This window comes from Pseudomonas sp. O39, from assembly GCF_045447295.1.
Taxonomy (GTDB): Bacteria; Pseudomonadota; Gammaproteobacteria; order Pseudomonadales; family Pseudomonadaceae; genus Aquipseudomonas; species Aquipseudomonas antarctica_A.
Genome location: NZ_JBJGXV010000031.1, coordinates 39,469 through 61,110, shown reverse-complemented (window position 1 = coordinate 61,110; position 21,642 = coordinate 39,469). Strand labels below are relative to the sequence as shown.

Here is a 21,642-nt window from a genome sequence, read left to right as displayed (position 1 = left end):
CAAAGCACTGAACGCAGTGGGGTAATACGGATGTCTTTATCGGATTCATTGCTACGCCATTCTGCTACCGAACTTGGCGCATTGATTCAACAGCGCAAGCTCTCATCTACTGCCATTGTCTCCGCCTACCTCGCACGTATCGAGGCGCTCAACCCTTCGGTTAACGCCTTGGTTCAAGTGTGTGCCGAGGCGGCGCTGGCCAGTGCGTGGGCGGCGGATCATGCAGTCGCCAACGGTGATTATTGGGGCGCGTTACACGGCGTTCCCTTTACGGTCAAAGATGTTATCGACACGCGCGGCGTGGTGTCGGCGGTGGGTTTGACTGAGCGGGCTCACTACCTGCCGGAACAGGACGCCGTGGTGGTGACGCGCATGAAAGCCGCCGGCGGCATTTTGCTTGGCAAAAGCAACTGCCCGCCGGGTGGCGGCGGCGGTGTCACCCACAATCCTGTCTACGGCGCCACGCGCAACCCGCATGCGCTTGCCTATAGCCCCGGAGGCAGCAGTGGTGGCGAAGCGGCGGCGATTGCTGCTGGGCTTTCACCGTTGGGGCTGGGCAGCGACTCCGGTGGCAGCTTGCGCGTCCCCGCACATTTTTGTGGTGTCTGTACGTTGAAACCCACCAGCGGCCGTGTGCCTAACACCGGTGTCTTTGATCACCCGGGCGGGTTGAGTGACTATCGCAGTCAGATTGGCCCGATGGCCCGGCATGTCGAAGACCTGGCCCTGGTGCTGCAGGTCATTGCCGGTGAAGATGGGCGCGATGCCGGGGTGATTCCGATGCCGTTGCGCGGTATGCAGACTCAAACGCTGAAGGGTTTGCGAGTCGCCTGGTACAGCGATGGCGGCATTGAGTCCGTCGACGCAATCACGCAAGAGACACTGCAGGTAGTGGCCGCTCTGTTGGAACGTGCAGGCGCCTTGATCCGTCCGGCCTTTCCATCGGCGTTGAGCAATGCCCGCGACATTACCGAACGCTACTGGGCAATGAGTAAAGGCACCGGCGCGCAGTCGATACAGTTGCTTTCAGATTGGGATCAGTTTCGCACGGCCATGCTGGGGTTCATGGCCGACTACGACCTTATCCTGTGCCCTGTCGACGCGGCGCCGGCAACCCGCCTGGGAGAGACTCGGCCAGGGCTGTTCAGTCACACGTTGCCTTACAGCCTGGCGGGTTGGCCTTGTGTGGTGGTGCGCGGCGGAACTGATCACGCCGGTTTGCCGGTTGGCGTGCAGATTGTCGCGCGACCCTGGCACGAGCATGTCGCGTTGGCGGCGGCAGCGGCCATTGAGCGCGCGCTGCCGTTCCCGCTTTGAGCGGTCACTCCAGCTTGAGTCCCACTTGCGTGCGCTTGGGCAGCTTGCTCACCACTAACTGGTGCGAGCGTTGCAACAGGCCACGCAGTTCCTCGGCGTTCAGCGGGTAGGGCGTGTTCATGATGATCCATTGCGCCCGTGCCAGGTACGGCGCCGGGTGGATGCCGGGGCGGTCCACATGGCCCAGGAACAGTTCTTTGTCGACCTTGAACGCCAATGAATCGCCCCGCAGGTGCTGCACGGCGAACATCTTGTTGCCGGCGATGGAAAACACCCGCACGCCGCCCCATTTGTAGTCTTCCCGCGCGCCGGGCAGGCTCAGGCAGAAGGTGGCGACTTGTTCTTCGGTCATTTTCATAGCAAACGGTCTCCGCAACCCTTGAAGGCTTCTTCCAGGTAGTCGATCCAGGCTCGGATGGCCGGCAGTACGCCACGCCGGTGCGGGTAGACCGCCTGCAGCCAGCCGCCGGGTGACGACCACTGCGGCAACAACTGCACCAATTGACCGCTGGCCAATTCCTCTTCGCAATACATCATTGGCAGCACGGTAAAGCCCAGGCTCTTCAAGGCGCAGGCTTTGCGCACGATGAAATCGTCGATGCCCAGGCGGGCTTCCAGCGCCAGGTCTTCGCTATTGCCTTGCGGGTCGATCAGGCGCAGGTGCACCAGGCGGTCAGCTTCAAGTGCGCCGAGCACCGGCAGTTGCTTGAGGTCTTCGAGGCTGTTGATTTGCCGCCCCTGGATGAATTCAGGGCTGGCGACGAGGATAGTCTGGGCCTGGCGCAGGCGCTTGGTCACCAGCAGCGGGTCTTCATCGCCTAACTCGCGCACGCGCAGGGCGACGTCGATGCCTTCGGCCACCAGGTCGACACGGCGGTTAACCAGGGTCATTTCCAGTTGTACAAGCGGGTGAGCGGCAAGGAAACCGGCGACCATGTCCGGCAGCATGTGCTGGGCCATGCCCACCGGGCAACTGACCCGTAAGCGCCCGCGCGGTTCGCTGGACATGCTCGCCACGGCTTCGTCGGCCATTTCCGCCTCCAGCAGCATGGCCTGGCAATGGCGCAGGTAGCGCTCGCCGACGGCGGTGAGGGTCAATTGGCGAGTGGTGCGCTGCAAGAGGCGTGCACCAAGGCGTTCTTCCAGCTCGGCAATCCGCCGCGACAACCGTGACTTGGGAATCCCGAGCAGCCGCCCGGCGGCCGCAAAGCCGCCGGCTTCGACGACTTTGGCAAAATAGTAGAGGTCGTTGAGGTCTTGCATGGTCAACCTGTTGTCCTGTCAGTGGGACGAACTATCCGCGTCTGACGAGGGCAAATCCACTACAAAAAAGCCAGCGCCTTGTGGACGCTGGCTATGACAGGCATGCAAGGCTCAGAACTGCAAGCCGGCCACAGGCTTATTCGCTTGCCCTGAACACCGTGAGCAACAGGGCGAGCCCGGCAAACGCCGCACCGGTGAGTGCCTGGCCCTGCCAGCCGTAGAGTTGCGAGGCGAAAGCACCGGCTGCGGAACCCAAGGCGCCACCGATAAAATAAACCACCATGAACACCGTGTTGAGTCGGCTGGTGGCTGACGGCTCCAGTGCCAATACGCGGGTCTGGTTAGCCAGTTGGTTGGTCCGGTTTCCCAGGTCGAGAAACGTCGCCGCGATCAGGATCGGCCACCACCAGCCTTGGGGCCCCAGGGTGTAAATCAGGATAAACGCCACGAGCACCGTGGTGATGCCGACGCGCTCCAGCAGACGGCCATGGCGGCGGGTTTGTTGGCCGATGGTCGAGGCGCAGAGAATGCCGACGATAGCTGATAGGCCCAGCAGCCCAGCCTGCGCGCTGGAAAACCCATACGGCGGCAAGGCCAGCAGCGCGGCCATAGAGCCCCAAAACACATTCAATGCGCCAAATACCAGGGCGCCCTTGATCGCCGATTGGCGCAGGGTCGGGTATTGCCTGGCCAGGCCCCACAGGGATTTGAGCAAGGCGCCATACGCAAGTTTGCTGGTGGAAATCGACACGGGCATGCGCGTCAGGATCGCCAGGAACAGCACCACATCCAATGCCGCCGCCATCGCGAACATGCCGCGCCAGCCCAGCCAGCCGCTGACCACACCGCTGACGGTCCTGGCCAGCAAACCACCCGCGGACAGGCCGCTGACCATCAGGCCCAGCACCGCGCCTTTCTGCTCGGGCGCGCTCAGGTCCGAGGCGGCGGGAATGATCACCTGCGCGCTGATGCCCGACAGCCCCAACAGCAAGCTCGCTATCAGCAGCCAGGCATAAGACGGCGCCGTGGCCGAGGCCAGCAGGCTGATGAAGTTGATGCACAGCACCGCCAGGATCAAGGTGCGCCGGCTGATGCGATCGCCCAGCGGTACAAACAGCAGCAGGCCGCAGGCGTAACCGATTTGCGTGAGCATGGCTATCTGCCCAACATGCGCGGTGGACACCTCGAAGGTGTTGGCAATCAGCGGCAGCATGGCCTGGTTGTAGTAGATCGTGGCGACCGAAAACCCGCAGCAAATGGCGAGAAGAAGGGTCAGCCCTTTGGTCAGGGTGGGGGAGTGTGCGTGCATGGCGTGCCCGGTGGCTGTCGAATCTGCGGCGAGAATGAAGTGAAGCGCGCGTTAAATCCAGCGTGGTAGAGGAGTGGACAGCGACGGTGTGGGATTGGGTTTTTGCTGAATTTGGATTGTCCTGCTGGCAGGACAAACAATCGCATTTCAGCCCTCTAATCGAACATTGGGTTCATGTGTAGCATCAACCTCACTCGGTCGCCTCGTCGCGATCCTCACTTGGAGATCCCACATGAAACTGTTGCATATCGATTCCAGCATCCTCGGCGACAACTCGGCTTCCCGTCAGCTCAGCGCTGGTGTGGTCAAGGCCTGGCAAGCGGCTGAGCCGGGTGTGGAAGTGACTTACCGCGACCTGGCCAGCGAAGGCATCAGCCACTTTTCCGGCGTGACCCTCGGCGCACTGGGCACCGCTGCCGAGTTGCGTGACGCCGTACAAAAGCACGAAGCCGAGCTGAGCGCTTCGTCGCTGGCTGAATTCATCGCTGCCGACGCTGTGGTGATTGGCGCGCCGATGTACAACTTTTCGGTGCCTTCGCAGCTCAAGGCCTGGATCGACCGCATCGCGGTGGCCGGCCAGACGTTCCGTTATACCGAAGCTGGCCCTGAAGGCCTGTGCGGTGGCAAGAAACTGATCATTGTGTCCACAGCAGGTGGCCTGCACGCCGGTCAGGCGAGCAATGTCGGCCACGAAGACTACTTGAAGCTGGTGTTTGGCTTCCTCGGTATCACTGACATTGAGTTTGTCCGCGCCCAAGGCCTGGCCTACGGTGAGGAAGTGCGCAGCAAAGCACTGAGCGACGCTAACGTCGTCATCAACGAACAATTGTTCGCCGCCGCGTAAGGCTTGTGTAAATTTCGCCTTTGCTCGGTTCCAATCTGAGCCCAGGCGCCTAAACTCTGTATTCTGATCGCCTCAAACGATCGGAGTACGGAGTTTTTTCGTTTACCCGCTGTCACTACTTTGGCCCAGGTTATGCAGGTATGGGTTTATCACCCGGTGCGAGTGCCTTGAACCATGGACTTTTCAAATCGATATGCCGCGGGTGTTGATCGTGGTCGCGCAGCAAAGGTGGACATCCCCATGATGCGTCTTTGTGCCGTTTTGGTTCTTTCCCTGCTCGGTAGCCTGATTTCAGTGCACGCCGCGCCAGCACCGCACCCGCATTGGAGTGTGGGCTTCCACCGCATGAGTTTTCTCGACCCGCTGGATCAGCAGCCGATGAAAGCCATCGCGTTCTATCCGTCTACCGACGATGACCACAGCACGCAGATGGGGCCTTATCACGTCGCCGCCACGGAAGACTCCAAGGTCGCCATTGGCCGTTTCCCCATGCTGATGTTGTCCCACGGCAACACAGGCACACCGCTGGCGCTGCATGACCTGGCCACCTCGCTGGCGCGCAAAGGCTTTGTGGTGGTGGCTGTTTTGCACCCTGGCGACAACTACAAGGACCACAGCCGACTGGGCACGGTGAGCAACCTGTATGGGCGGCCGATCCAGATTTCCGCAGCGATCACGGCCACCCTCGGCGACCCGATGCTGTCGCCTTTCGTGAACGTTGATCAGGTAGGTGTTATCGGTTATTCGGCCGGCGGCGAAACTGCATTGATCCTCGCGGGTGCCAAGCCGGATTTTGACCGTCTGCGTCGCTATTGCCACGAACGCCCCGAAGACCGCGACGCCTGCACCACCAACGGCGAGTTAGTGGTCGACCGCGATGATTTGCAGCCGCAGGCCGATCCACGAATCCACGCCTTGATGCTGATGGCACCGTTGAGCCTGATGTTTGGCCGCCATACCCTGGCCGACGTGCATGTGCCGGTGCTGCTCTACAGTGGCGATGGCGACAAGTTGGTGGCGGTGGACAAGAATGCCGCCGCCCTGGCCCGCAAACTGCCGCAGCCGCCGGATTTCAAACTGTTGGCCGGAGCAGGGCACTTCGTGTTCATGGCGCCGTGTGACAGCGATCAATTGGCGACAATGCCGGCCATCTGTACAGATGCCGACGGTGTAGACCGCGAAGGCATCCACCGCGACCTTATTTCAGAGGCGGGGCGCTTCTTCGTCCACACCCTGGGGCAATCGACCCGCGCCGGTTTGCAGACGGCTGATCAGTAAGCTCGACGCTTGAGCAGTACGGTCAGGCCCAGCGCTGTGACGGACAATAGCGCCGCGCAAAAGAAGATCCAGCCGTAGCCGAGGTTCAGCGCTACGGCGCCCATCAATGGCCCGGCGATCGCCAGGGCCAAATCAAAAAACACGGCATAGGCACTCAACCCGGCGCCACGGCTGCTGTTGGGCACCTGTTTGATGGCTTCCACGCCCAGCGCCGGGTAGACCAGCGACAAGCCGAAACCGGTCAGGCCGGCACCGATCAGGGCGACGCCTGTGGAGGGCGCCAGCCACAGCAGGGTCAGGCCCATGGTTTCGATGGTCATGCAGGCAATCGCCGCCGTAAATCCACCAAAGCGGCTGATGGCCGAGATAAACACCAGGCGCGAAAGGATAAAACACACGCCAAACACTGTGAGGCAGTACGCCGCGCCGGCCCAGCCGCGATTGAGGTAATACAGGGTGATAAAGGTGGTCAGCGTGCCGTAGCCGATTGAGGCCAGGCACAGGCTGGCGCCAAACGGGGCGATGCGCCCGAACACCGCCCAGAATGGCAGCCGCTCGCCGCGCACCACCGGCACCGACGGTTTATTGCGGATCAGCACCAGGCCCACTGCCGCCAATACTGACAGGGCGATTCCGAGGCTGGTGTAGCCGTAGTCCGCCACCATCACCACGCCCAGCGGCGCGCCAATCGCAATGGCGCCGTAGGACGCGATGCCATTCCAGGAAATCGAGCGTGCTGTGTGTTCGACGCCTACCGCACCCATGCACCAACTGATGGTGCCCACGCCGATCAGGCCCTGGGCTACGCCGAGCAGCAACCGGGCGACGATCAGAATGCCCAGGCTCAAGGCAGGCACGCTCTCAAGTAATGTCGCGAAAAACGTCAGCACGCCGCTGGCCAGGATGCCCGACAGGCCCAGCACAATCGCGCGTTTGGTGCCGACGTTGTCCGACATCCGCCCGGCCATTGGACGGCTGAGCAGGGTCGCCAGGTATTGCGAGCCGATGGTAAGCCCGGCCACTACGGCGCTGAAGCCCAATTGCTCATGCACATAGCCCGGGATGACCGCGATCGGCAGGCCGATGCAGAGAAAGGCGATGAAGGTGTAGAAGACGATGGAGACAATCTGCCGGGTGATCGACAGGGACGTGGGGGCGGCGGCAGGCATGGTCACTCGTTCGCGGGCGGGCGGTGACGGCATGATGGCAAGGGCTTGGGGGAAAAGGAAGCAGGCTAACTAGTTTGTTTGATTCGCAGGGGAGTGTGCCCGGTCGGCTTTTTTGTGGCGAGCAGGCTTGCCCTGCGTTGGGCCGCGCAGCAGCCCCCATAAAAAACACCGCGTTCTGCCTGGCAGAACGCGGTGTCTGGTTTTAGGGCCGCTTCGCAACCCAACGCGGGGCAAGCCCGCTTGCCACAATGGCGCTTAAGTGACTTAGAACACCACGCCTTGGCTACGCAGGTAGTCGTCGTAGGTGCCGCTAAAGTCGATCACGCCGCTTGGGCTCAACTCGATGATGCGGGTGGCCAGGGACGATACGAACTCACGGTCGTGGCTGACGAAGATCAACGTGCCCGGGTAGTTTTCCAGCGCCAGGTTCAGCGCTTCGATGGATTCCATGTCCAAGTGGTTGGTCGGTTCGTCCATGATCAGCACGTTCGGCTTTTGCAGGATCAGCTTGCCGAACAGCATGCGACCTTGCTCACCACCGGAAATCACCTTGACCGACTTGAGGATCTCATCGTTGGAGAACAGCATGCGGCCCAGGGTGCCACGGATCACTTGCTCGCCTTGGGTCCATTGGCCCATCCAGTCGAACAGGCTCATGTCGTCTTCAAAGTCCGAAGCGTGGTCTTGGGCGTAATAGCCCAATTCTGCGGCGTCGGTCCACTTGATGCTACCCGCATCCGGCGTCAGTTCGTTGACCAGGGTGCGCAGCAGGGTGGTCTTGCCGATACCGTTCGGGCCGATGATCGCCACGCGCTCGCCGGCTTCGACCTGGAAGCTGAAGTCCTTGAACAGCGGCTTGCCGTCGAAGCCTTTGGCCATACGATCGACGATGACCGCCTGGCGGTGCAGTTTCTTGGTTTGTTCGAAACGGATGAACGGGCTCACACGGCTCGAAGGCTTGACCTCGGCCAGTTGGATCTTGTCGATCGCCTTGGCGCGGGAAGTGGCCTGCTTGGCTTTCGAGGCGTTGGCCGAGAAGCGGCTGACGAACGATTGCAGTTCGGAGATCTGCGCTTTCTTCTTGGCGTTGTCCGACAGCAGTTGCTCGCGGGACTGGGTCGCCACGGTCATGTACTCGTCGTAGTTGCCCGGGAACAGGCGCAGCTCGCCGTAGTCCAGGTCAGCCATGTGGGTGCACACGCTGTTCAGGAAGTGACGGTCGTGAGAGATGATGATCATCAGGCTGGAGCGCTGGGTCAGGATGTTTTCCAGCCAGCGGATGGTGTTGATGTCCAGGTGGTTGGTCGGTTCGTCGAGCAACAGCACTTCAGGGTCGGAGAACAACGCCTGGGCCAGCAATACGCGCAGTTTCCAGCCTGGCGACACTTCGCTCATCGGGCCGAAGTGTTGTTCCAGGGGAATACCCAGGCCCAGCAGCAGCTCACCGGCACGGGATTCGGCGGTGTAGCCGTCCATCTCGGCGAATTCGGTTTCCAGCTCGGCCACGGCCATGCCGTCGTCTTCGCTCATTTCCGGCAGCGAGTAGATGCGGTCGCGCTCGGCCTTGACCTTCCACAGTTCCTCGTGACCCATGATCACGGTGTCGAGTACGGTGAATTCTTCGTAGGCGAACTGGTCCTGGCGCAGTTTACCCAGGCGTACGTTCGGCTCCAGCATGACCTGGCCGCCGGACGGATCGAGGTCGCCGCCGAGGATTTTCATGAAGGTCGACTTGCCGCAACCGTTGGCACCGATCAAACCATAACGGTTGCCGGCGCCGAACTTGACCGAGACGTTCTCGAAGAGCGGCTTGGCGCCGAACTGCATGGTGATGTTAGCTGTGGAGATCAATTACTTTACCTATCAATAGCTTAGGGTGCGCTTATTTGAGCTGGGACCAATTTGGGACCAATCTGGAGCTTTTCCATTTCGCTCCAGTCCGAGCTTGAGTTGATCCAACGCGCATAAGTCGAGAGCAGCATCTGCACACTATGGCCGAGCTGCTGGGAGATGAAGGCGGGGTTCATGCCAGACATAATGCATATTGTCGCATAGGTGTGACGACAGTTGTATGGCGGCCGACGACGGATATTCAGAGCTTTCAGAGTCGGAATCCACTGCTTGTGCAGGTCAGATGTCTGTTTCACGTACTCCGAGTTCTTTGATGGCGGGAAAATGAAGGGCGTTTCCAGCACTTTCCCTTTGCCTTTTTTCCGACGCTCCGCGTACGCCCTGGCAAATTGCAGGGCGTGCATGGCCCGGTCGTTCAACAAAACGAATCGATCTCCGCCGGTTTTCGTACGCTCCACCACTTCCCCCAAGGCGATCCCGCGACACACGTGGGCCGTCCTCTTCTCTTCGTCAACCGCATCCCAGCGCATCGCCAGGGCTTCGGATAGGCGCATTCCCGTAAAAAACACAAATTCAAAAAATGCCGCATAGATCGTGCTCGGCCAGTGACTGTGCTCGTACATTTTGGCGATGATCTGGTTCGCCTCGTCCAGAGTGAACGGGTCGATTTCCTTCTTACTGCGCTTGGGCAGTTCCAGGATCGCCGCCGGGTTCTTTGGGATCAACTCCTCAGACACAGCGGAGTTCAGTATTGTCGACAGCTTCGAGATCGCGTTGCGCTTCACCCCTGGCGACTTCCACTCCCTGGAAGCCATAACCCGGCGGAGCAGCGTGGTGGTGATCAGGTCGATCCGCACCAGAGCCAGCCCAGGCATCCAGTACCTGTTTAGCGCTCCCTTGTAGTTCCCCTTCGTGCCGGCCACTACCTCACGGCTATCCAGTCAGAGCTGAGCGTACTCGCCGAAGTTGATCTTCCCGCCTGCGACGTTGCTGGAGCTGGGGAATAGCTCGGCGTACTTGTCGTCGTCGAGCAACCCCAGCTTGATCAGCCCCTTTACCTGATCAACAACCTGTGAGGCTGATTTGATTCCTTTCTGTGTCGCGGGATAGGGGAGCGTTTCACTGCGCCGGCTGCCGTTCCACATAAATCGGATGCGGATCGATCCGTGGTGGAGGTCCATTCCTGCGGGCAGACCCACTGACTTTCGAGCCATTCGTAATATCTCCTGATGCTGTAGATGATCCTGCTGCCATGCTTATTCCAGACGCCAAGAGGTATCTGGTTCCTGGCGCGCTTCGAGCGCAGCGCCGCGATAGTGGTGCCGAGGATTTCGGCCATTTGCGCCTCGGGAACCTTGTCACCGGTGACGCCATCGCTGAGTTGTTCTGCCGCTGACATATCTACCTCCCGCCGGCCGCAGTGGGCCGCGCTGTCTTGATGATGTGAACGATGAAACCGAAGGTGATCAGCAGCCAGGCGCAGGTGCCGGCGAAGGCGTAGAGGATGTCGGCTGTTTCGCCGTCTTCCAGAAGGCAAGGGGCGATCCAGAAGAACCAGCAGCCGCTGCCGACCAGGTACAGCAAAGCGCTCAGCAGGATCAGGGTGAGTTTGATTGCGAACATGTGGTGTCCTTGCCGCGCTGGGCGGCAGAAGGTGGGTTGGGCGGGGAGAAGGCCTTTGGCTTTTGCTTCGTCCCAGCATTGCTGCCGGAACTGTCGCGCTGATTCCAGTGCCTGCTGCTTATTGGATGCCTTCCAGGTGGGGCCGGTTTGCACGAACTTACCGCGCAGCTTTCCGCACCAGTGATTGACGAAGTTGCCGTTTTCGATCTGGCTGATGATTCCCGCGGTGGCTTTCGGCGCTGTCGCGTAATCGACCAGTTTTTGTTCGTACGTTAATTCGGGCATAGGAATACCTCGCCCGCCGCTTACCGGCAGGCATTTGGTTAGGGGTTGAGAGTTTTTAATGTATGAGGTGAGTCTGCGCTGAGCATCCTATGGGGAGGTGTGTAGGCGGATCGAAAAGGTTCGAGAAACGCACTAGCTCATTTGAGTTTTAGTTTGCCTCGCAGGGCGTTGGGCTTTGATATAAGCTTCACAGCTAAATCAACTGAACTGGTTCTGGTGGGATATGGCTGAGCTGAGTTTTACTCAAGTAGTCGCAGCAACGTTTCTTGGTAGTGGTGTTGGTACGTCATTGTTTATGTTTTTTTTGCAGTCCAATAAAGAGTATAAAGCTCTTCTCCGCTCAAAGCTTGAAAGTGTTTATGCGGATTTTGATAAGTTTTCAAATGCTCATAGAACGTTGATCTCTACGTTTAGAGACTATGCGGAAAAACGTATCGATCTGAAGGGTTTTATGACCAACATTCAGAGATACCAATCTCAACTCGGTGATCCAGTAAAGCATAGGATAGAAGCTGTATCTGCTATCTATTTTCCGAAAGTTACGATGTCGTACAAATCGTACCTGACTGCGAGAGATAAAAGTGATGCGGTGATTACTCCTCTTTTAACAGATGTAAGCTTACTTGCTAAGCTGCCACCCGATACGCTAGAACAACTTATCCAAGTCGGCTCGTATCAAAAAGATATGGAGATCCAGACTAGAAAGTCCATTCTTTCATGTGCCGACGACATAAACAGAAATTTCGTATATGTTTTTTTGAATCGAGTAAAGGGGAGGTTTTGAAATCTATCCCCATCTAGCTAGTTTGATTTTTTAGGCGTGACGATGCCTTGCCGCTATAGCGGCTGACTTTGAAGGGGGAGGGGTTACAGGTTTTGCGGGTGGAGTACGGATGTACTCCTATCGGGATTTTGCGTTCAGGCCGATCACGTCAGAAAGTCGCACCAGTGGTTCGACGCGGTAAAACCCAGGCTCAGACTGCACCTGGTTAATATCACCGTCTACCCAGGGCTTTTTCCTATAGCCGGGCACTGCCTTCATTGCCTCGGACGGAAAGCACTGACGCCCGACCACCTCCAGCGATGCCACCGCTACCCGCGCGGGCTGCTCGGTGTAGAGCGGGATTGAGTAGCCATTCACGGCGGCTGTTGGCGCGCCGCCGATTTTCAGGCTGTGCTGTGTGACTTCGTTGGAAATGGTCGCGTGCATTTCCGGCGAGCGCGGGTCCATCCACGCCACCGGCTCGCCCTGGGCTCGGCGGCTGGCTTGCAGCCTTGGCTGCACTCTCGGCTTGTAGTCATTCACGGCCCGGCATGCAGGGTGATGGCCTGCCACGGTTTCAGGTTTCGCATCCAGCAGGGCGCGCAGCTCGCCTGCCCAGGAAAAGCTATCGGTCAGTTCAAGCATCGCAAGCTCCAGCAGCTCACGCGGCACGCCGTTAATCGTTTGGCCGGTCATGGCAATTCGTCTCCGACTATCATCTCGCAGGGGCCCAGACGTACAGCAGCGAGTTCAGCCCGCAAATCATCTATCTGCTGATCCGCTGTGGTTAGGCGCTGTTGCAGGGCATCACGCTCGGCGGCCACGCGATCGAAGTCGTCTTCGATGACGAAATACCGACGATCACGATCACGGACTATCTCGAACTCAGCAGGGGAGCAAGGCCTTGCTTGAGCTTCTCCGCCGTAGACGCCGATGTACCACTTCTTCACTTCGCTCATACGGCTTCCCTCGTTACGAGGTCATGGGCATTAACAACCGTCATGCCGAGGCGTTCGGCGATCAGGACTTCCAGGCAGGCACCCTTTGAATGCTCCCAGCCGGGCAGGGTGGCCACGGTGTCGCAATCCATCAGGGCAGCAATGTCGCGGCGCATGCAGTCGTTCCAGGTGCCGCCGTCTGGGTTGATCTCGGCGGGATTGGTGACGGTGTGGCCGCCGGCGCGCAGGTTGGTGGTCATGGCGTGGAAGGCGGCGAAGTTGAGGCCGGGCAGGACAGTCATGGGGCCGCTGAGGTAGATGCGCTTCATGCTGCCACCTGCTGCTGTTCCTGGCCCAGCGCCGCCTGGACTGCCTCGACCACTCGGCGAAGGTAAGTGAATTTGTGGTTCTCTTCGACCGCATTGCCGTCGAGCGGGTAATGCCATTCTTCGCCGAACAGCTCAGTCAGTAGCGCACTTTGATGCCAGCACTCGCTCGGGCTCTCAATGCTGCGCAACACATCTATGTCATGCCAAAGCTCACGGGCTTCATCTTTGCTCAGCTCGCCCAGTTCCCACTCATGGCGGCCTGTACGTTGCCGGCGGCGCTGCAGGATGCACTTCTGGGCCAGGGCGTGCAGAGCGTTGCCGCTGAACACTGTGGAGCTGATGCCGCGATCCAAGCAACTTAGGATGTAGTCCCAGCCGCAGTCGGCGACGAACTCGGCGACGGTGCGCGGGCGCATCCCACCCCAGTAGGTGTTCCAGCTGTTGTCCCAGCAGTTGATGGTAATCTTGCCCTGGGCGGTCTGGTAGTTTGGGTTCGAGTCAATCGGGCAGTCGCGCCGGCCGAAGTCCTCGAGGAACACGGTGATCGGATCGAGTCGCGGCGCGCCGGTGATGACGAGCTTCGTGACTGTCGAGCGCTCAACCTGCAGCGAATCTGCCGTATTGTTTTCTGTGGGCATGGGAGTACCTCGACGGTATATTGTGCGGATATTAATGTTGGAGATTAAAATGCGGCTTTTTCACTACACGGATGTCAATGCCGTCAAGTCTATTATTGAAAATGGAAAAATGTGGCTGACAGATTCTCGATTTCTGAATGACTCTCAAGAAATGCATGATGGGGTAGAAAGAATAATTAATTCTTTAGAACATCAAAAGAAACACTTCTCTCATAGGCATGAATGTTTAGAGCTTGCTGCTGGATACTTAGCGCAGGATCTCGGGCTGGGGCCATATTTTAAGTCTGAAAGACGTCCCGTGTACGTTTGCTCATTCAGCGAACAATGCGATTTATTGAGTCAGTGGAGAGCTTATGGGAGCTATGCCGTTGAATTTGAATCGGATGATATTCCTCTACATCTAAAATCTTGCGTATATGATGTTGACGAAAAAAATACGCAGGCATCATATGGAGCTTTGGATGCCCTGGAAGTCGTTGCAAATGAGATGAAAGACGACGGACTTTGTGGTGCTCCAAGTTTTGAAGCAGTTGCAAATCTTGTGTCACTAGCTGCAACATTCAAAGATTCCAGCTTTTCAGAAGAGCGCGAGGTCCGCCTAGTACTTGGTCACGATAAGGACCCGATGTTCAATCAACGGCTTAAAGTTTTGTTTAGGGCTAAAGGGAATAATTTGATTCCGTATGTCGAGCAAGAGATCCCCGTCAAAGCGATAAAGGCAATACATGTCGGGCCTATGCGCGACCAGGAGCTTGCGTATATCTCAATGAGCGCCTTCGTCCAAAGTCAGTCTCTAAGTAGTAGTATTTACGCTGAAAGTAAGCAGCATTGCGTCAAAGTCATTAAGTCTGCGATACCATACAGGGCACCTTAACCGGGTAAGCCCGGGCGGTAGAGTTGTGGTGTTACGCGGCCCGGGCTTGACGTTCTTCGGCGCGCCATGGATCGTTGGCGCGTGCCAGCGCTGCCATCGGCGGCGGGCTGACACTATTGCCGCACATGTGCACCTGCTGGGTCTTGGTGAACGGCTGACCGTCGGCGCCGTGGGTGATGATGTAGTCGGCGGGGAAGCCCTGGGCCTTGTACAGCTCGGCCGGTTTCAGCATCCGTAGGCGGATATCGACGATTACGTAGGGCGTGCCCTTGACCATCACGGTGACCATGGCCAGGCGGTCCTTAGTGGTGATCGTCGGCGCCGGCGAGTCGCAAGCGCTGATGTTCTCGGTGCCGTAGTAGCTGATCAGGAAGGCGGCGACGCGCAGGGCACCGGCTTCGTGTTCAGGCGACAGGGTGAGCGAAACAAGCGAACTCTTGCCACCGCCGCCGGCTGTGATGGTCGGCGCCGGTTCTTCCAGGCCCTGGCCAATGCTGCCGCCGAATGCCCGTTCCATGAATGCACTGACTAACCCGTGGTGCTGGCCGCCGGCGCTGACGGTGTGCAGCGGGTCATTCAAGTCGCGTGCATCGCAGTTGCCCCGCAGGTGCACCAGGTTCGCCACGGCCAGTTGCTGCTGGCTGCCGGTGTTGGTCACCGTGGTCATGGGTTCGTGCATGCCCTTGGCGTGCGTGGTGTTGAATCCGCCGTTCGCCTGGATCATCACCGCCGTGCTGACGGACTGCCCGCCGCCGCTTGCAGTGACGGTGCCCACCGGCCCGCAGATGTCATTGACCCCGTGGGAGCGGCGTTTGTTTGCGCCAGAACCTTCGCCGTGCCCGGCCTGGACGATGCAGGCCGAAGCCAGTGCGTGCTTGACTCCCCCGGCTACAACCGTCCCCAGCGGCTGATCCAGGCCCGGCACCCTTGGCTCTTGTCCTGCGCGCTCGCCGTACCCCGACTGAATCAGCGTTGGGCTGATCAGCGTCAGCTTACCGCGATTCGCGCACGTCACCGTGGGCAGAGGGTCGAGCGGGTCATTGATTCGGTCGCTACCCTGGTGCGTTGCCGGTGCGATGATTGGGCTGACCACGCTGAACGCGCCGCCCTTCGGATAGGAGGTGACGGTGCGCAGCGGCTCGTCGGCCGATTGCACAGTCTCGCCTGACCAGTTGGCAATCGGCACAATGAACGGCGCCGCGCTATCGATGACGAACTTCTTCATGCCCTTGGCAACACGGCGGAGGGTGGCCGGGGCCAGGTCTTTCTTACGGCCGAAGATGCTTTTGCCCAGGTCGGTGAAGTCGATGCATTCAGCAGCGGTTTTCCACTTTTGCTGGCCCCTGGCGGGGTTCTTGGCGTGAGTCGCTTCCGGCCACACAATCGGCTGGCCGTCGCACCGGGCGATCATGAACAAACGTTCCCGGCTGGTCGGCGCGCCGAAGTCGCAGGCCTTGATGACTTTCCATTCAACGACGTAGCCCATGCCTTCCAGCAGGGCCACGAATCGGCGCCAGGTCCGGCCGCGCTGCTTGGGGTCAGGGATCAGGAACTGCTGGCCCACCGGCACAACCTCACCAGGTGCCGCAACGTCGCCGCCAAGTTTCACCACGCGGCCGGTGGCCTTGTCGCGCTTGGCGATCAAGCGGCCCCACTGAAGGATCTGCTTCACGTTCTCCAAGCTGATCACCCGGGGTCGCTTCATGCCTGCCCACTTGAGGCCGATCCATGAAAGGTTGCGGATCTCGCGCTTGCGCGGTTGCCCGCCGGCCGCCTGACTGTGGTGCGTGCAGTCCGGTGACATGTGGAACCAGCCGACGGCCTTGCCGCCACACTCGGTGTCTGGATCACCCTCGAACACGTCGGTAGTGAAGTGCTGGGCGCCGGGGTGGTTAACGGTGTGCATGCTGATCGCTTGCGGGCTGTGGTTCTTCGCCACGTTCACCGCGCGGCCCAGTCCCATTTCCAGCCCGGTACCGGCGCCGCCACCACCACAGAAGAAGTCGACAACGATCTCGTCGTCCTGAGGGTTGAAGCTGAGTCCGTATTGGGTTTTGAAATCGAAGGGGTGTTTCTTCTGTTGTGCGGACATAGGGGATCCTCGCCGGCTGGCGTGATTCGTTGATATGGGGTATTACGGGTGACCGGCATGGAGCCGGATCAAGGAGAAACAGATGGGTGCAGTTGAGTGCCTCTATGAGAAAGAAATTCTTAAACATAGGAGGTGGTTCATTTTTTACACTCTATTGGCGTTAGCCACTCCAATCGCCACGCTAATACTGGTTTCCACTCTGGATAAACCGAGTCTTTGGATTTCCCGGTCTGGCGCAGTAATGGCGGGTATTGCGTTTCTTGCTCACTTAAAATCAGCGGACATGATGGGGGTCTTGACCCCGGGCATGATGGTTGACAACAGCTATACAGCCACGCGAGCACGGTACTATTCGCAGATTGTCTGGTTCGGTCGAATCGCGATCGCGGTGGTACTCATCGGGACAGCGGTATGGGGGTTTGGAGATTTGCTCCCGATTGGATCAGCGCCCACTCTATAGGCTTAATACACTCAAGGCGTGTTGCTTGCCCCGCAGTTCCGGCAGTCTTCGCGATAGCGCTGCATGTCGCTGACGAACCGGCCGCAACCGCCACAGTTGAAAACTTCTCCCCGTGGTTTTTTCGGTTTCGCTAATTTGATGCCGGTGCCGCGGAGTGCCTGCTTAAGATCAACGTCCTGGCGCCAAACCAACCGTCGGCGAATGGAATCTATGTAGTCGGCAGACCATAGTTTTCGCGTTCCGGCTGTGAGTTCGGCGGCGAACTCAATCCGCGATTGTTCCAGATTCAGATTGCAGGCGCGGCCAAGATCAGCGGTGACTTGACCCCTGCTCCAGCCGATCCAGTAGACGTCATTGCCGTTCCAACTGCCTGGCACTTGCAGGTAGACGCGGCACCCTGGCTCCAGCATGGAGTTGCTGGCTTGTTCGTCCATCAACTGGCAGTCGACGCCATAGTGGGCGCGTTCGTCGATGTACTGCTTCGGCCATGGGATGTCGGTGTCACGGTGGCCGCAGGCCTTTTCTTTGGTGTGCAGCTCGCACTTGTCCAAGTCGGTGTAGTAGCCGCGGTGCGACTTTCCGTGGAAGGTCAGGCCATCACCGACGTGACTGCGGCTGTCTTGTAGGTAGAACTGATCGTCCATGGATTATCTCCAGTCAGGCGCCGCCCTCCGGTTACCGGATGCAGCGAGTAGGGTGGGGGTATACAAGAAGCTGACAAAACGACTTAAGGTCTGATTTCTACTCATAAAGCAGGTGCAGCGATGAACGATAAAGTCAGCCGCGAGACTCGCAAATTCAAGGATTACGAAATACTCGTTGTGATCCACTTTCCCTCCGAGAACACCGCAGAGAAATTCACGGTTCAATACCAAGTATCGAAGGATGGACTGCCCGAGACTGAGCTTCTTGCATCTCATGAGCCGCAAGCCACCCTCGATGAGGCTTTCGAGCATGGCTACTCAATGGGACGTAGATACATTGAAACGCTAATCGCCTGAATTGTGCGGCTCTATGATCTCGTCGCCCGGGTCTTTCTGTATGGCGAGCAGGCTTTTATTGAGGAACTCCCGCGCCACGTTTTGAGATATCTCGATTTCGTGGCGCGGCGGATTCAGTAGAGGCTGGCACTTCGCAGCGCCCATCGCATGCAGGTGATGAATCATCAGCGTCATTGCCTCGCCCTGCTCAGTAATGCCTGACCACTCCATCAGGTCGGCCAGCGCTTTCCGGGTGCCTGGGCGGACCCTGAGCCTCAACTCTTCCTCGGCAAGTGCCACACGCTTTCTGGAAGACTTGGCCGAGCGTTCTTTCAGGGGTACTGCAGCCATGGCCTACCTCTTCTATTCCGCTGGCCGGCAGTGCGAGCCAGGTTTGTCGTTTGCGTTGCTGGGTGCGGGCTATGCGGCGCATGAATCGACCTTGACCTGGCGCCAGGCACCGACCGCTTCGAAGATCCGCGCGGCGTGCGCCTCGTCCAGCGATATCGCTTCGGGTATCGCGATCCAGCCCGAGGCCACCATCTGGCTTTGGTTGGCCTCGTCGCGCAGCTTCTTGTAGCAATGCTCGATCACGTCTTCCAGGTGGTCGGAGAGGTAAACGCCATCGGGCGCTACCTCCACCGACTTGTTGTACCGGTCGCCGCGGGCGTCGATGCAAAGCGCGCTTAGGTAGATCGTCCACCGGTGCGGGATGCCGCATACGGCCTGGCCAATCTTCCCCGGCGCGATGTTCTTCAGCGACTTGTAATTGATCATGCGCTGGCGGCCGCTGGGGTCGATGTTGACCACCGCGACGTGGTGGGTAGCCAGCAGCGACCGGCAAGACCGGTCAATGCGGGCTTTGAAGTTGTGGGGTTTGCGCTTGCTCATAATGCCTCCGCGAGTTTGCGCGGCGCCTTACGCTCGTCCCGCGTGATGGGCGGTTTGCGGCGCTTGAGTACAGTTTCAGGGTCTATCCAGTTACGGCGCTCGGGCGGAGGTTTAGGTTTGACAGGTGGCACGTTCTTGTAACTACCACCGGGCGACTTCCAAAAGTCGGCCACCGCCGACGCAAGCCGATCAGATTCAATCTGTTTTTCTCGAACCGCGTAGAGGTTAAGACTGATCATGGTGGCCTCACTTTATGCGAATCGAGCTGTCGCCGCGCTCTAGGTGAGCCCATTTCGGCTCTTCGAGCAGTTCGTGTTCGGCATCCTCACCTGCAGCCATGCGCTTGCGGACCGACTCGTTATGATCTCGGATTTCCTTGAGCTTGGCGGCGATGGCCTTTTTGTCGGGGGTGATGCTCGATTTCACAGACGTCAATTCGTCCGGCACGGCGTCTTCGTTGTCCACGATGACCCGCTCGCCGCCCATGGCTAGGGTGATGGTGAATAGCGGACGCTTGATGGACTTTATGTTGGCTGCTTCCATGTTTCGGCGCAGGTAATCGCTGATCTGCGAAACACTGTTGGTCTTGATCCGCTTGAGTTCGGCCAGGCGCTCGATTTCGTTTTCAATGGCCGTGACGTCGCTTTCGATATTGCGGCGCAACATGACGATGTTGTCGGCCTTGATGTTGAAGTCGCCTTGAACCTCGTCCATGGCGTGCTGAAGGGCCTCTTTCAGGCCTTCATCATCGGTGTCGGCCATGGCCTGGAGTTCGGCGAGTTTGCCGGTGAGTGCGTAGAGTTGAGTCATGCTGCTGCCTCCGTACCTTTCTCAAGGCTGGCTTTGCGCTCTTCGAATGCGCGAGTGATGCGGGCGATGAACGCGGGCTCATTGCGGCGAGTGGCTTCGCGGATGTATTTCACGTTCAGTGTTTTCAACTCGTAGGCGGTTACCGCCTTGCCGATGGTCTCGACAGCCGAGGCGAGCCAGTCAATGCGCTCCTGTTTTTGGCGCAGAATTTCGGCGTCTTTGTCTTCAGCCTTCTCAATCTTGAATTCTTCGGTGATGGTGTCGACGTAGGTGGGGTCGTCGAACATGCCCAGGTAAATGTCAGCTGCGAAGCCCAGGGCTTGCAGGCACTTACCGATGCCATCGGTGAGGGACTTTTTCGCCGTATCCCAGTCAGTCAGGATTTTCCCCTGCTGCAGGTATACAAATGGTGTGTGGCCGTACTGCTGGATTGTGCATTTCTGCCCGGCCTTGCCCGTGTACCAAAGCTCTACTTTTACGGTGTGTACCTTTGCGCAGATCATCGGAGCTCCTGGCCACTCTTTCGTCGGTGCCTGGAGCGGAGCGCCTTCGTCGAAGCGATCCTCAAGGACAGTCCAGCCCCAGCCTTCGCCACACGGGCCAAAGAGCTCTGTGGCTCGATGCATCAGGTAAGTGGGCCTGATGGCAGTACCCTTGAAACCACCTGCGCCGGTAAATTTTTTGGTGACTTCGGGGTCGGTAGTTTCGACCTGATCCCATATCCTGGTGTTCTCAGACATTACTTATTCCTCCAGCCGTCCGCGCGCTTGGCCAGTTCCTTAAAGGACGCCGCGGGCAGCCTGCTCATATATTTTTTGTTGTCGCGATACCATTCTTCCAAGGCCGCTTTGGGCGTCTGGATGGCAACGACGTGGGATACTTGTTGTTTGTACGAGGTCGAATTGGCAACCTGGGAGTAGTAAGCCCCGCGCACGACCACGGTGTTGGTCATGCCCTGCTTGACCAGGTTGTTCAGCTCTTCCTGGGATTGAACGGCAATGGCGCCGGGGTGTTTCTGCTGGAACAACCTATAGCAGGCCTCCCGCACAAGCTCGGTGCTGCCGTACTCGACATATTCAACGTCAGAAATTCCGGCCTCGATCTTCTCCGCCACCTCATCCAGGCGCCCGGTGTCGATCCAGGCGTTTTTGGATACCTGTTTCAAATCCCAGCCGCTGACCGTCTGGCGGTCACGCTCAAGCTGCAGGTGTTCGGGGAGGATGTCGTAGCCGTAGGTCAGGTCGGTGTCGCAAACAAACAGCGTGCCGACGTAAAGCTTTCCAGGCCGGGATGGCAGTATGTGGCCGTACTTGGTGCCGATCACGTCGCTCATCGGCGGCTGCATGCGCAGGCACATGCTGCGGATTTCCGTTTCGTCATCCTCGGTAAGACCGGAGACAACGAATTCAACACCCTGATTCTGTCGGTGTGCCGGGGTTTCGTTGATGCAAAGCACCTCTGCGTCGAACTGATCGCTATGCCGGAACTCAGGTACCCACTGCTTGTTGCCGTTCCAGACTTTGACGTCGTAGCCGTTGCGGGCCAGCACCAGCAGGGCGATCTTGTAGCCCTCGCCGAAACTACCTATGGCGTCGGATCGTGCTGCCCAGCACCAGGGTGCTGGCTTCCAGTCTTGCAAAACGGCTGGTGATAAACAGCTGGCCTTCGGCGAAGGCATATTCAAACGGCGACTCGCTATCCAGGGCGTTCTGGACCAGCTCCCGGATGGCCTCTTTCAGGCCCCAATGGCGGACGTAATCGCGGGACAGGGGAAGTTCGTAGGACTTGGAACGGATGCGATCTGCAATAGCTGCGAGCATGACTATCTCCCGCGCCATCCTTGCGGGGCGCTGTGAGGTATTGGTTATTGAGTGATTCGATCAGCTAGGGCGCTGAGCAACATCAGGAAGGTGAAGAGGGCGAGGACA

25 protein-coding genes and 1 pseudogene are annotated in these 21,642 nt (G+C 58.8%); 6 read left to right on the top strand and 20 right to left on the bottom strand.

Going from position 1 to position 21,642, the window contains the following annotated elements; translation table 11 throughout:
- Positions 1-30: 30 nt before the first annotated feature.
- On the top strand, positions 31-1,317 hold the full coding sequence (locus tag ACI77D_RS27265; protein ID WP_407017881.1) for an amidase: 1,287 nt from the start codon (positions 31-33) through the stop codon (positions 1,315-1,317).
- Positions 1,318-1,321: 4 nt separating this feature from the next.
- Here the strand turns inward: ACI77D_RS27265 and ACI77D_RS27260 are convergent, their stop codons facing one another.
- The 3 genes from ACI77D_RS27260 to ACI77D_RS27250 form a co-directional block, all read right to left on the bottom strand.
- Positions 1,322-1,675 (bottom strand): MmcQ/YjbR family DNA-binding protein, encoded by a 354-nt coding sequence (locus ACI77D_RS27260; RefSeq protein ID WP_064452270.1) that lies wholly within the window; start codon positions 1,673-1,675, stop codon positions 1,322-1,324.
- Complete coding sequence (locus ACI77D_RS27255) at positions 1,672-2,580, bottom strand: LysR substrate-binding domain-containing protein (RefSeq protein WP_221296082.1); 909 nt, start codon at positions 2,578-2,580, stop codon at positions 1,672-1,674. Before ACI77D_RS27255 ends, ACI77D_RS27260 begins: the two co-directional genes overlap by 4 nt.
- Before the next feature lie 136 nt (positions 2,581-2,716).
- Positions 2,717-3,889: an MFS transporter gene (locus tag ACI77D_RS27250; protein WP_407017880.1), complete on the bottom strand. Its 1,173-nt coding sequence runs from the start codon at positions 3,887-3,889 to the stop codon at positions 2,717-2,719.
- Between the two features lie 232 nt (positions 3,890-4,121).
- On the opposite strand from ACI77D_RS27250, the gene ACI77D_RS27245 reads away from it, so the two are divergent.
- Complete coding sequence (locus ACI77D_RS27245) at positions 4,122-4,733, top strand: FMN-dependent NADH-azoreductase (protein ID WP_064452273.1); 612 nt, start codon at positions 4,122-4,124, stop codon at positions 4,731-4,733.
- A gap of 240 nt (positions 4,734-4,973) precedes the next feature.
- Entirely contained in the window at positions 4,974-6,011 is a 1,038-nt protein-coding gene (locus ACI77D_RS27240; protein ID WP_064452274.1) for a hypothetical protein, read from the top strand.
- On the opposite strand, the gene ACI77D_RS27235 is transcribed toward ACI77D_RS27240, so the two are convergent.
- The 4 genes and pseudogenes from ACI77D_RS27235 to ACI77D_RS27220 all read right to left on the bottom strand — a co-directional run bounded on the left by ACI77D_RS27235 (position 6,005) and on the right by ACI77D_RS27220 (position 10,654).
- Positions 6,005-7,180, bottom strand: a complete 1,176-nt coding sequence (locus tag ACI77D_RS27235; protein ID WP_407017879.1) for an MFS transporter — start codon at positions 7,178-7,180, stop codon at positions 6,005-6,007. The genes ACI77D_RS27240 and ACI77D_RS27235 overlap by 7 nt on opposite strands.
- A 264-nt stretch (positions 7,181-7,444) precedes the next feature.
- Positions 7,445-9,031 (bottom strand): ABC-F family ATPase, encoded by a 1,587-nt coding sequence (locus ACI77D_RS27230; protein ID WP_074851754.1) that lies wholly within the window; start codon positions 9,029-9,031, stop codon positions 7,445-7,447.
- 20 nt (positions 9,032-9,051) lie between these two features.
- Positions 9,052-10,245: pseudogene (locus tag ACI77D_RS27225) on the bottom strand (tyrosine-type recombinase/integrase).
- A gap of 187 nt (positions 10,246-10,432) precedes the next feature.
- Entirely contained in the window at positions 10,433-10,654 is a 222-nt protein-coding gene (locus ACI77D_RS27220; protein WP_407017887.1) for a hypothetical protein, read from the bottom strand.
- Positions 10,655-11,162: 508 nt separating this feature from the next.
- Here ACI77D_RS27220 and ACI77D_RS27215 point away from each other — a divergent pair.
- Positions 11,163-11,723: a hypothetical protein gene (locus ACI77D_RS27215; protein WP_407017878.1), complete on the top strand. Its 561-nt coding sequence runs from the start codon at positions 11,163-11,165 to the stop codon at positions 11,721-11,723.
- Between the two features lie 117 nt (positions 11,724-11,840).
- On the opposite strand, the gene ACI77D_RS27210 is transcribed toward ACI77D_RS27215, so the two are convergent.
- The 4 genes from ACI77D_RS27210 to ACI77D_RS27195 are packed head-to-tail and all read right to left on the bottom strand — an operon-like array spanning position 11,841 to position 13,607.
- Positions 11,841-12,398: a hypothetical protein gene (locus tag ACI77D_RS27210; protein WP_407017877.1), complete on the bottom strand. Its 558-nt coding sequence runs from the start codon at positions 12,396-12,398 to the stop codon at positions 11,841-11,843.
- Positions 12,395-12,661: a hypothetical protein gene (locus tag ACI77D_RS27205; RefSeq protein ID WP_407017876.1), complete on the bottom strand. Its 267-nt coding sequence runs from the start codon at positions 12,659-12,661 to the stop codon at positions 12,395-12,397. The genes ACI77D_RS27210 and ACI77D_RS27205 overlap by 4 nt, the downstream gene beginning before the upstream one ends.
- Positions 12,658-12,969, bottom strand: coding sequence for a DUF4406 domain-containing protein (locus ACI77D_RS27200; protein ID WP_407017875.1), 312 nt, complete (start codon positions 12,967-12,969; stop codon positions 12,658-12,660). The genes ACI77D_RS27205 and ACI77D_RS27200 overlap by 4 nt, the downstream gene beginning before the upstream one ends.
- Positions 12,966-13,607 (bottom strand): hypothetical protein, encoded by a 642-nt coding sequence (locus ACI77D_RS27195; protein WP_407017874.1) that lies wholly within the window; start codon positions 13,605-13,607, stop codon positions 12,966-12,968. The genes ACI77D_RS27200 and ACI77D_RS27195 overlap by 4 nt, the downstream gene beginning before the upstream one ends.
- 34 nt (positions 13,608-13,641) lie before the next feature.
- Here ACI77D_RS27195 and ACI77D_RS27190 point away from each other — a divergent pair, with 34 nt between their 5' ends.
- Positions 13,642-14,481, top strand: a complete 840-nt coding sequence (locus ACI77D_RS27190; RefSeq protein WP_407017873.1) for a DUF2971 domain-containing protein — start codon at positions 13,642-13,644, stop codon at positions 14,479-14,481.
- Positions 14,482-14,512: 31 nt separating this feature from the next.
- Here the strand turns inward: ACI77D_RS27190 and ACI77D_RS27185 are convergent, their stop codons facing one another.
- Both ACI77D_RS27185 and ACI77D_RS27180 read right to left on the bottom strand, forming a co-directional pair.
- Complete coding sequence (locus ACI77D_RS27185; RefSeq protein ID WP_407017872.1) at positions 14,513-16,573, bottom strand: DNA cytosine methyltransferase; 2,061 nt, start codon at positions 16,571-16,573, stop codon at positions 14,513-14,515.
- A gap of 471 nt (positions 16,574-17,044) precedes the next feature.
- On the bottom strand, positions 17,045-17,677 hold the full coding sequence (locus ACI77D_RS27180; RefSeq protein ID WP_407017871.1) for a hypothetical protein: 633 nt from the start codon (positions 17,675-17,677) through the stop codon (positions 17,045-17,047).
- A gap of 120 nt (positions 17,678-17,797) precedes the next feature.
- Between ACI77D_RS27180 and ACI77D_RS27175 the strand changes: the two genes are divergently transcribed.
- Positions 17,798-18,034 carry a hypothetical protein gene (locus ACI77D_RS27175; RefSeq protein WP_407017870.1) on the top strand — a complete coding sequence of 79 codons (237 nt, stop codon included), beginning with the start codon at positions 17,798-17,800 and terminating at the stop codon, positions 18,032-18,034.
- Here ACI77D_RS27175 and ACI77D_RS27170 read toward each other — a convergent pair.
- From ACI77D_RS27170 to ACI77D_RS27140, 7 genes are all read right to left on the bottom strand, one after another.
- On the bottom strand, positions 18,023-18,364 hold the full coding sequence (locus ACI77D_RS27170; protein ID WP_407017869.1) for a hypothetical protein: 342 nt from the start codon (positions 18,362-18,364) through the stop codon (positions 18,023-18,025). The genes ACI77D_RS27175 and ACI77D_RS27170 overlap by 12 nt on opposite strands.
- 69 nt (positions 18,365-18,433) lie before the next feature.
- Positions 18,434-18,904, bottom strand: coding sequence for a hypothetical protein (locus ACI77D_RS27165; protein ID WP_407017868.1), 471 nt, complete (start codon positions 18,902-18,904; stop codon positions 18,434-18,436).
- Complete coding sequence (locus tag ACI77D_RS27160; protein ID WP_407017867.1) at positions 18,901-19,143, bottom strand: hypothetical protein; 243 nt, start codon at positions 19,141-19,143, stop codon at positions 18,901-18,903. Before ACI77D_RS27160 ends, ACI77D_RS27165 begins: the two co-directional genes overlap by 4 nt.
- 7 nt (positions 19,144-19,150) lie before the next feature.
- Complete coding sequence (locus tag ACI77D_RS27155) at positions 19,151-19,714, bottom strand: siphovirus Gp157 family protein (protein WP_407017866.1); 564 nt, start codon at positions 19,712-19,714, stop codon at positions 19,151-19,153.
- A complete protein-coding gene (locus ACI77D_RS27150; RefSeq protein ID WP_184742040.1) occupies positions 19,711-20,454 on the bottom strand; it encodes a hypothetical protein in 744 nt (247 codons plus the stop codon). The genes ACI77D_RS27155 and ACI77D_RS27150 overlap by 4 nt, the downstream gene beginning before the upstream one ends.
- Positions 20,454-21,263, bottom strand: coding sequence for a hypothetical protein (locus ACI77D_RS27145; RefSeq protein WP_407017865.1), 810 nt, complete (start codon positions 21,261-21,263; stop codon positions 20,454-20,456). The genes ACI77D_RS27150 and ACI77D_RS27145 overlap by 1 nt, the downstream gene beginning before the upstream one ends.
- A 31-nt stretch (positions 21,264-21,294) precedes the next feature.
- Complete coding sequence (locus ACI77D_RS27140; RefSeq protein WP_407017864.1) at positions 21,295-21,534, bottom strand: hypothetical protein; 240 nt, start codon at positions 21,532-21,534, stop codon at positions 21,295-21,297.
- Positions 21,535-21,642: the final 108 nt, after the last annotated feature.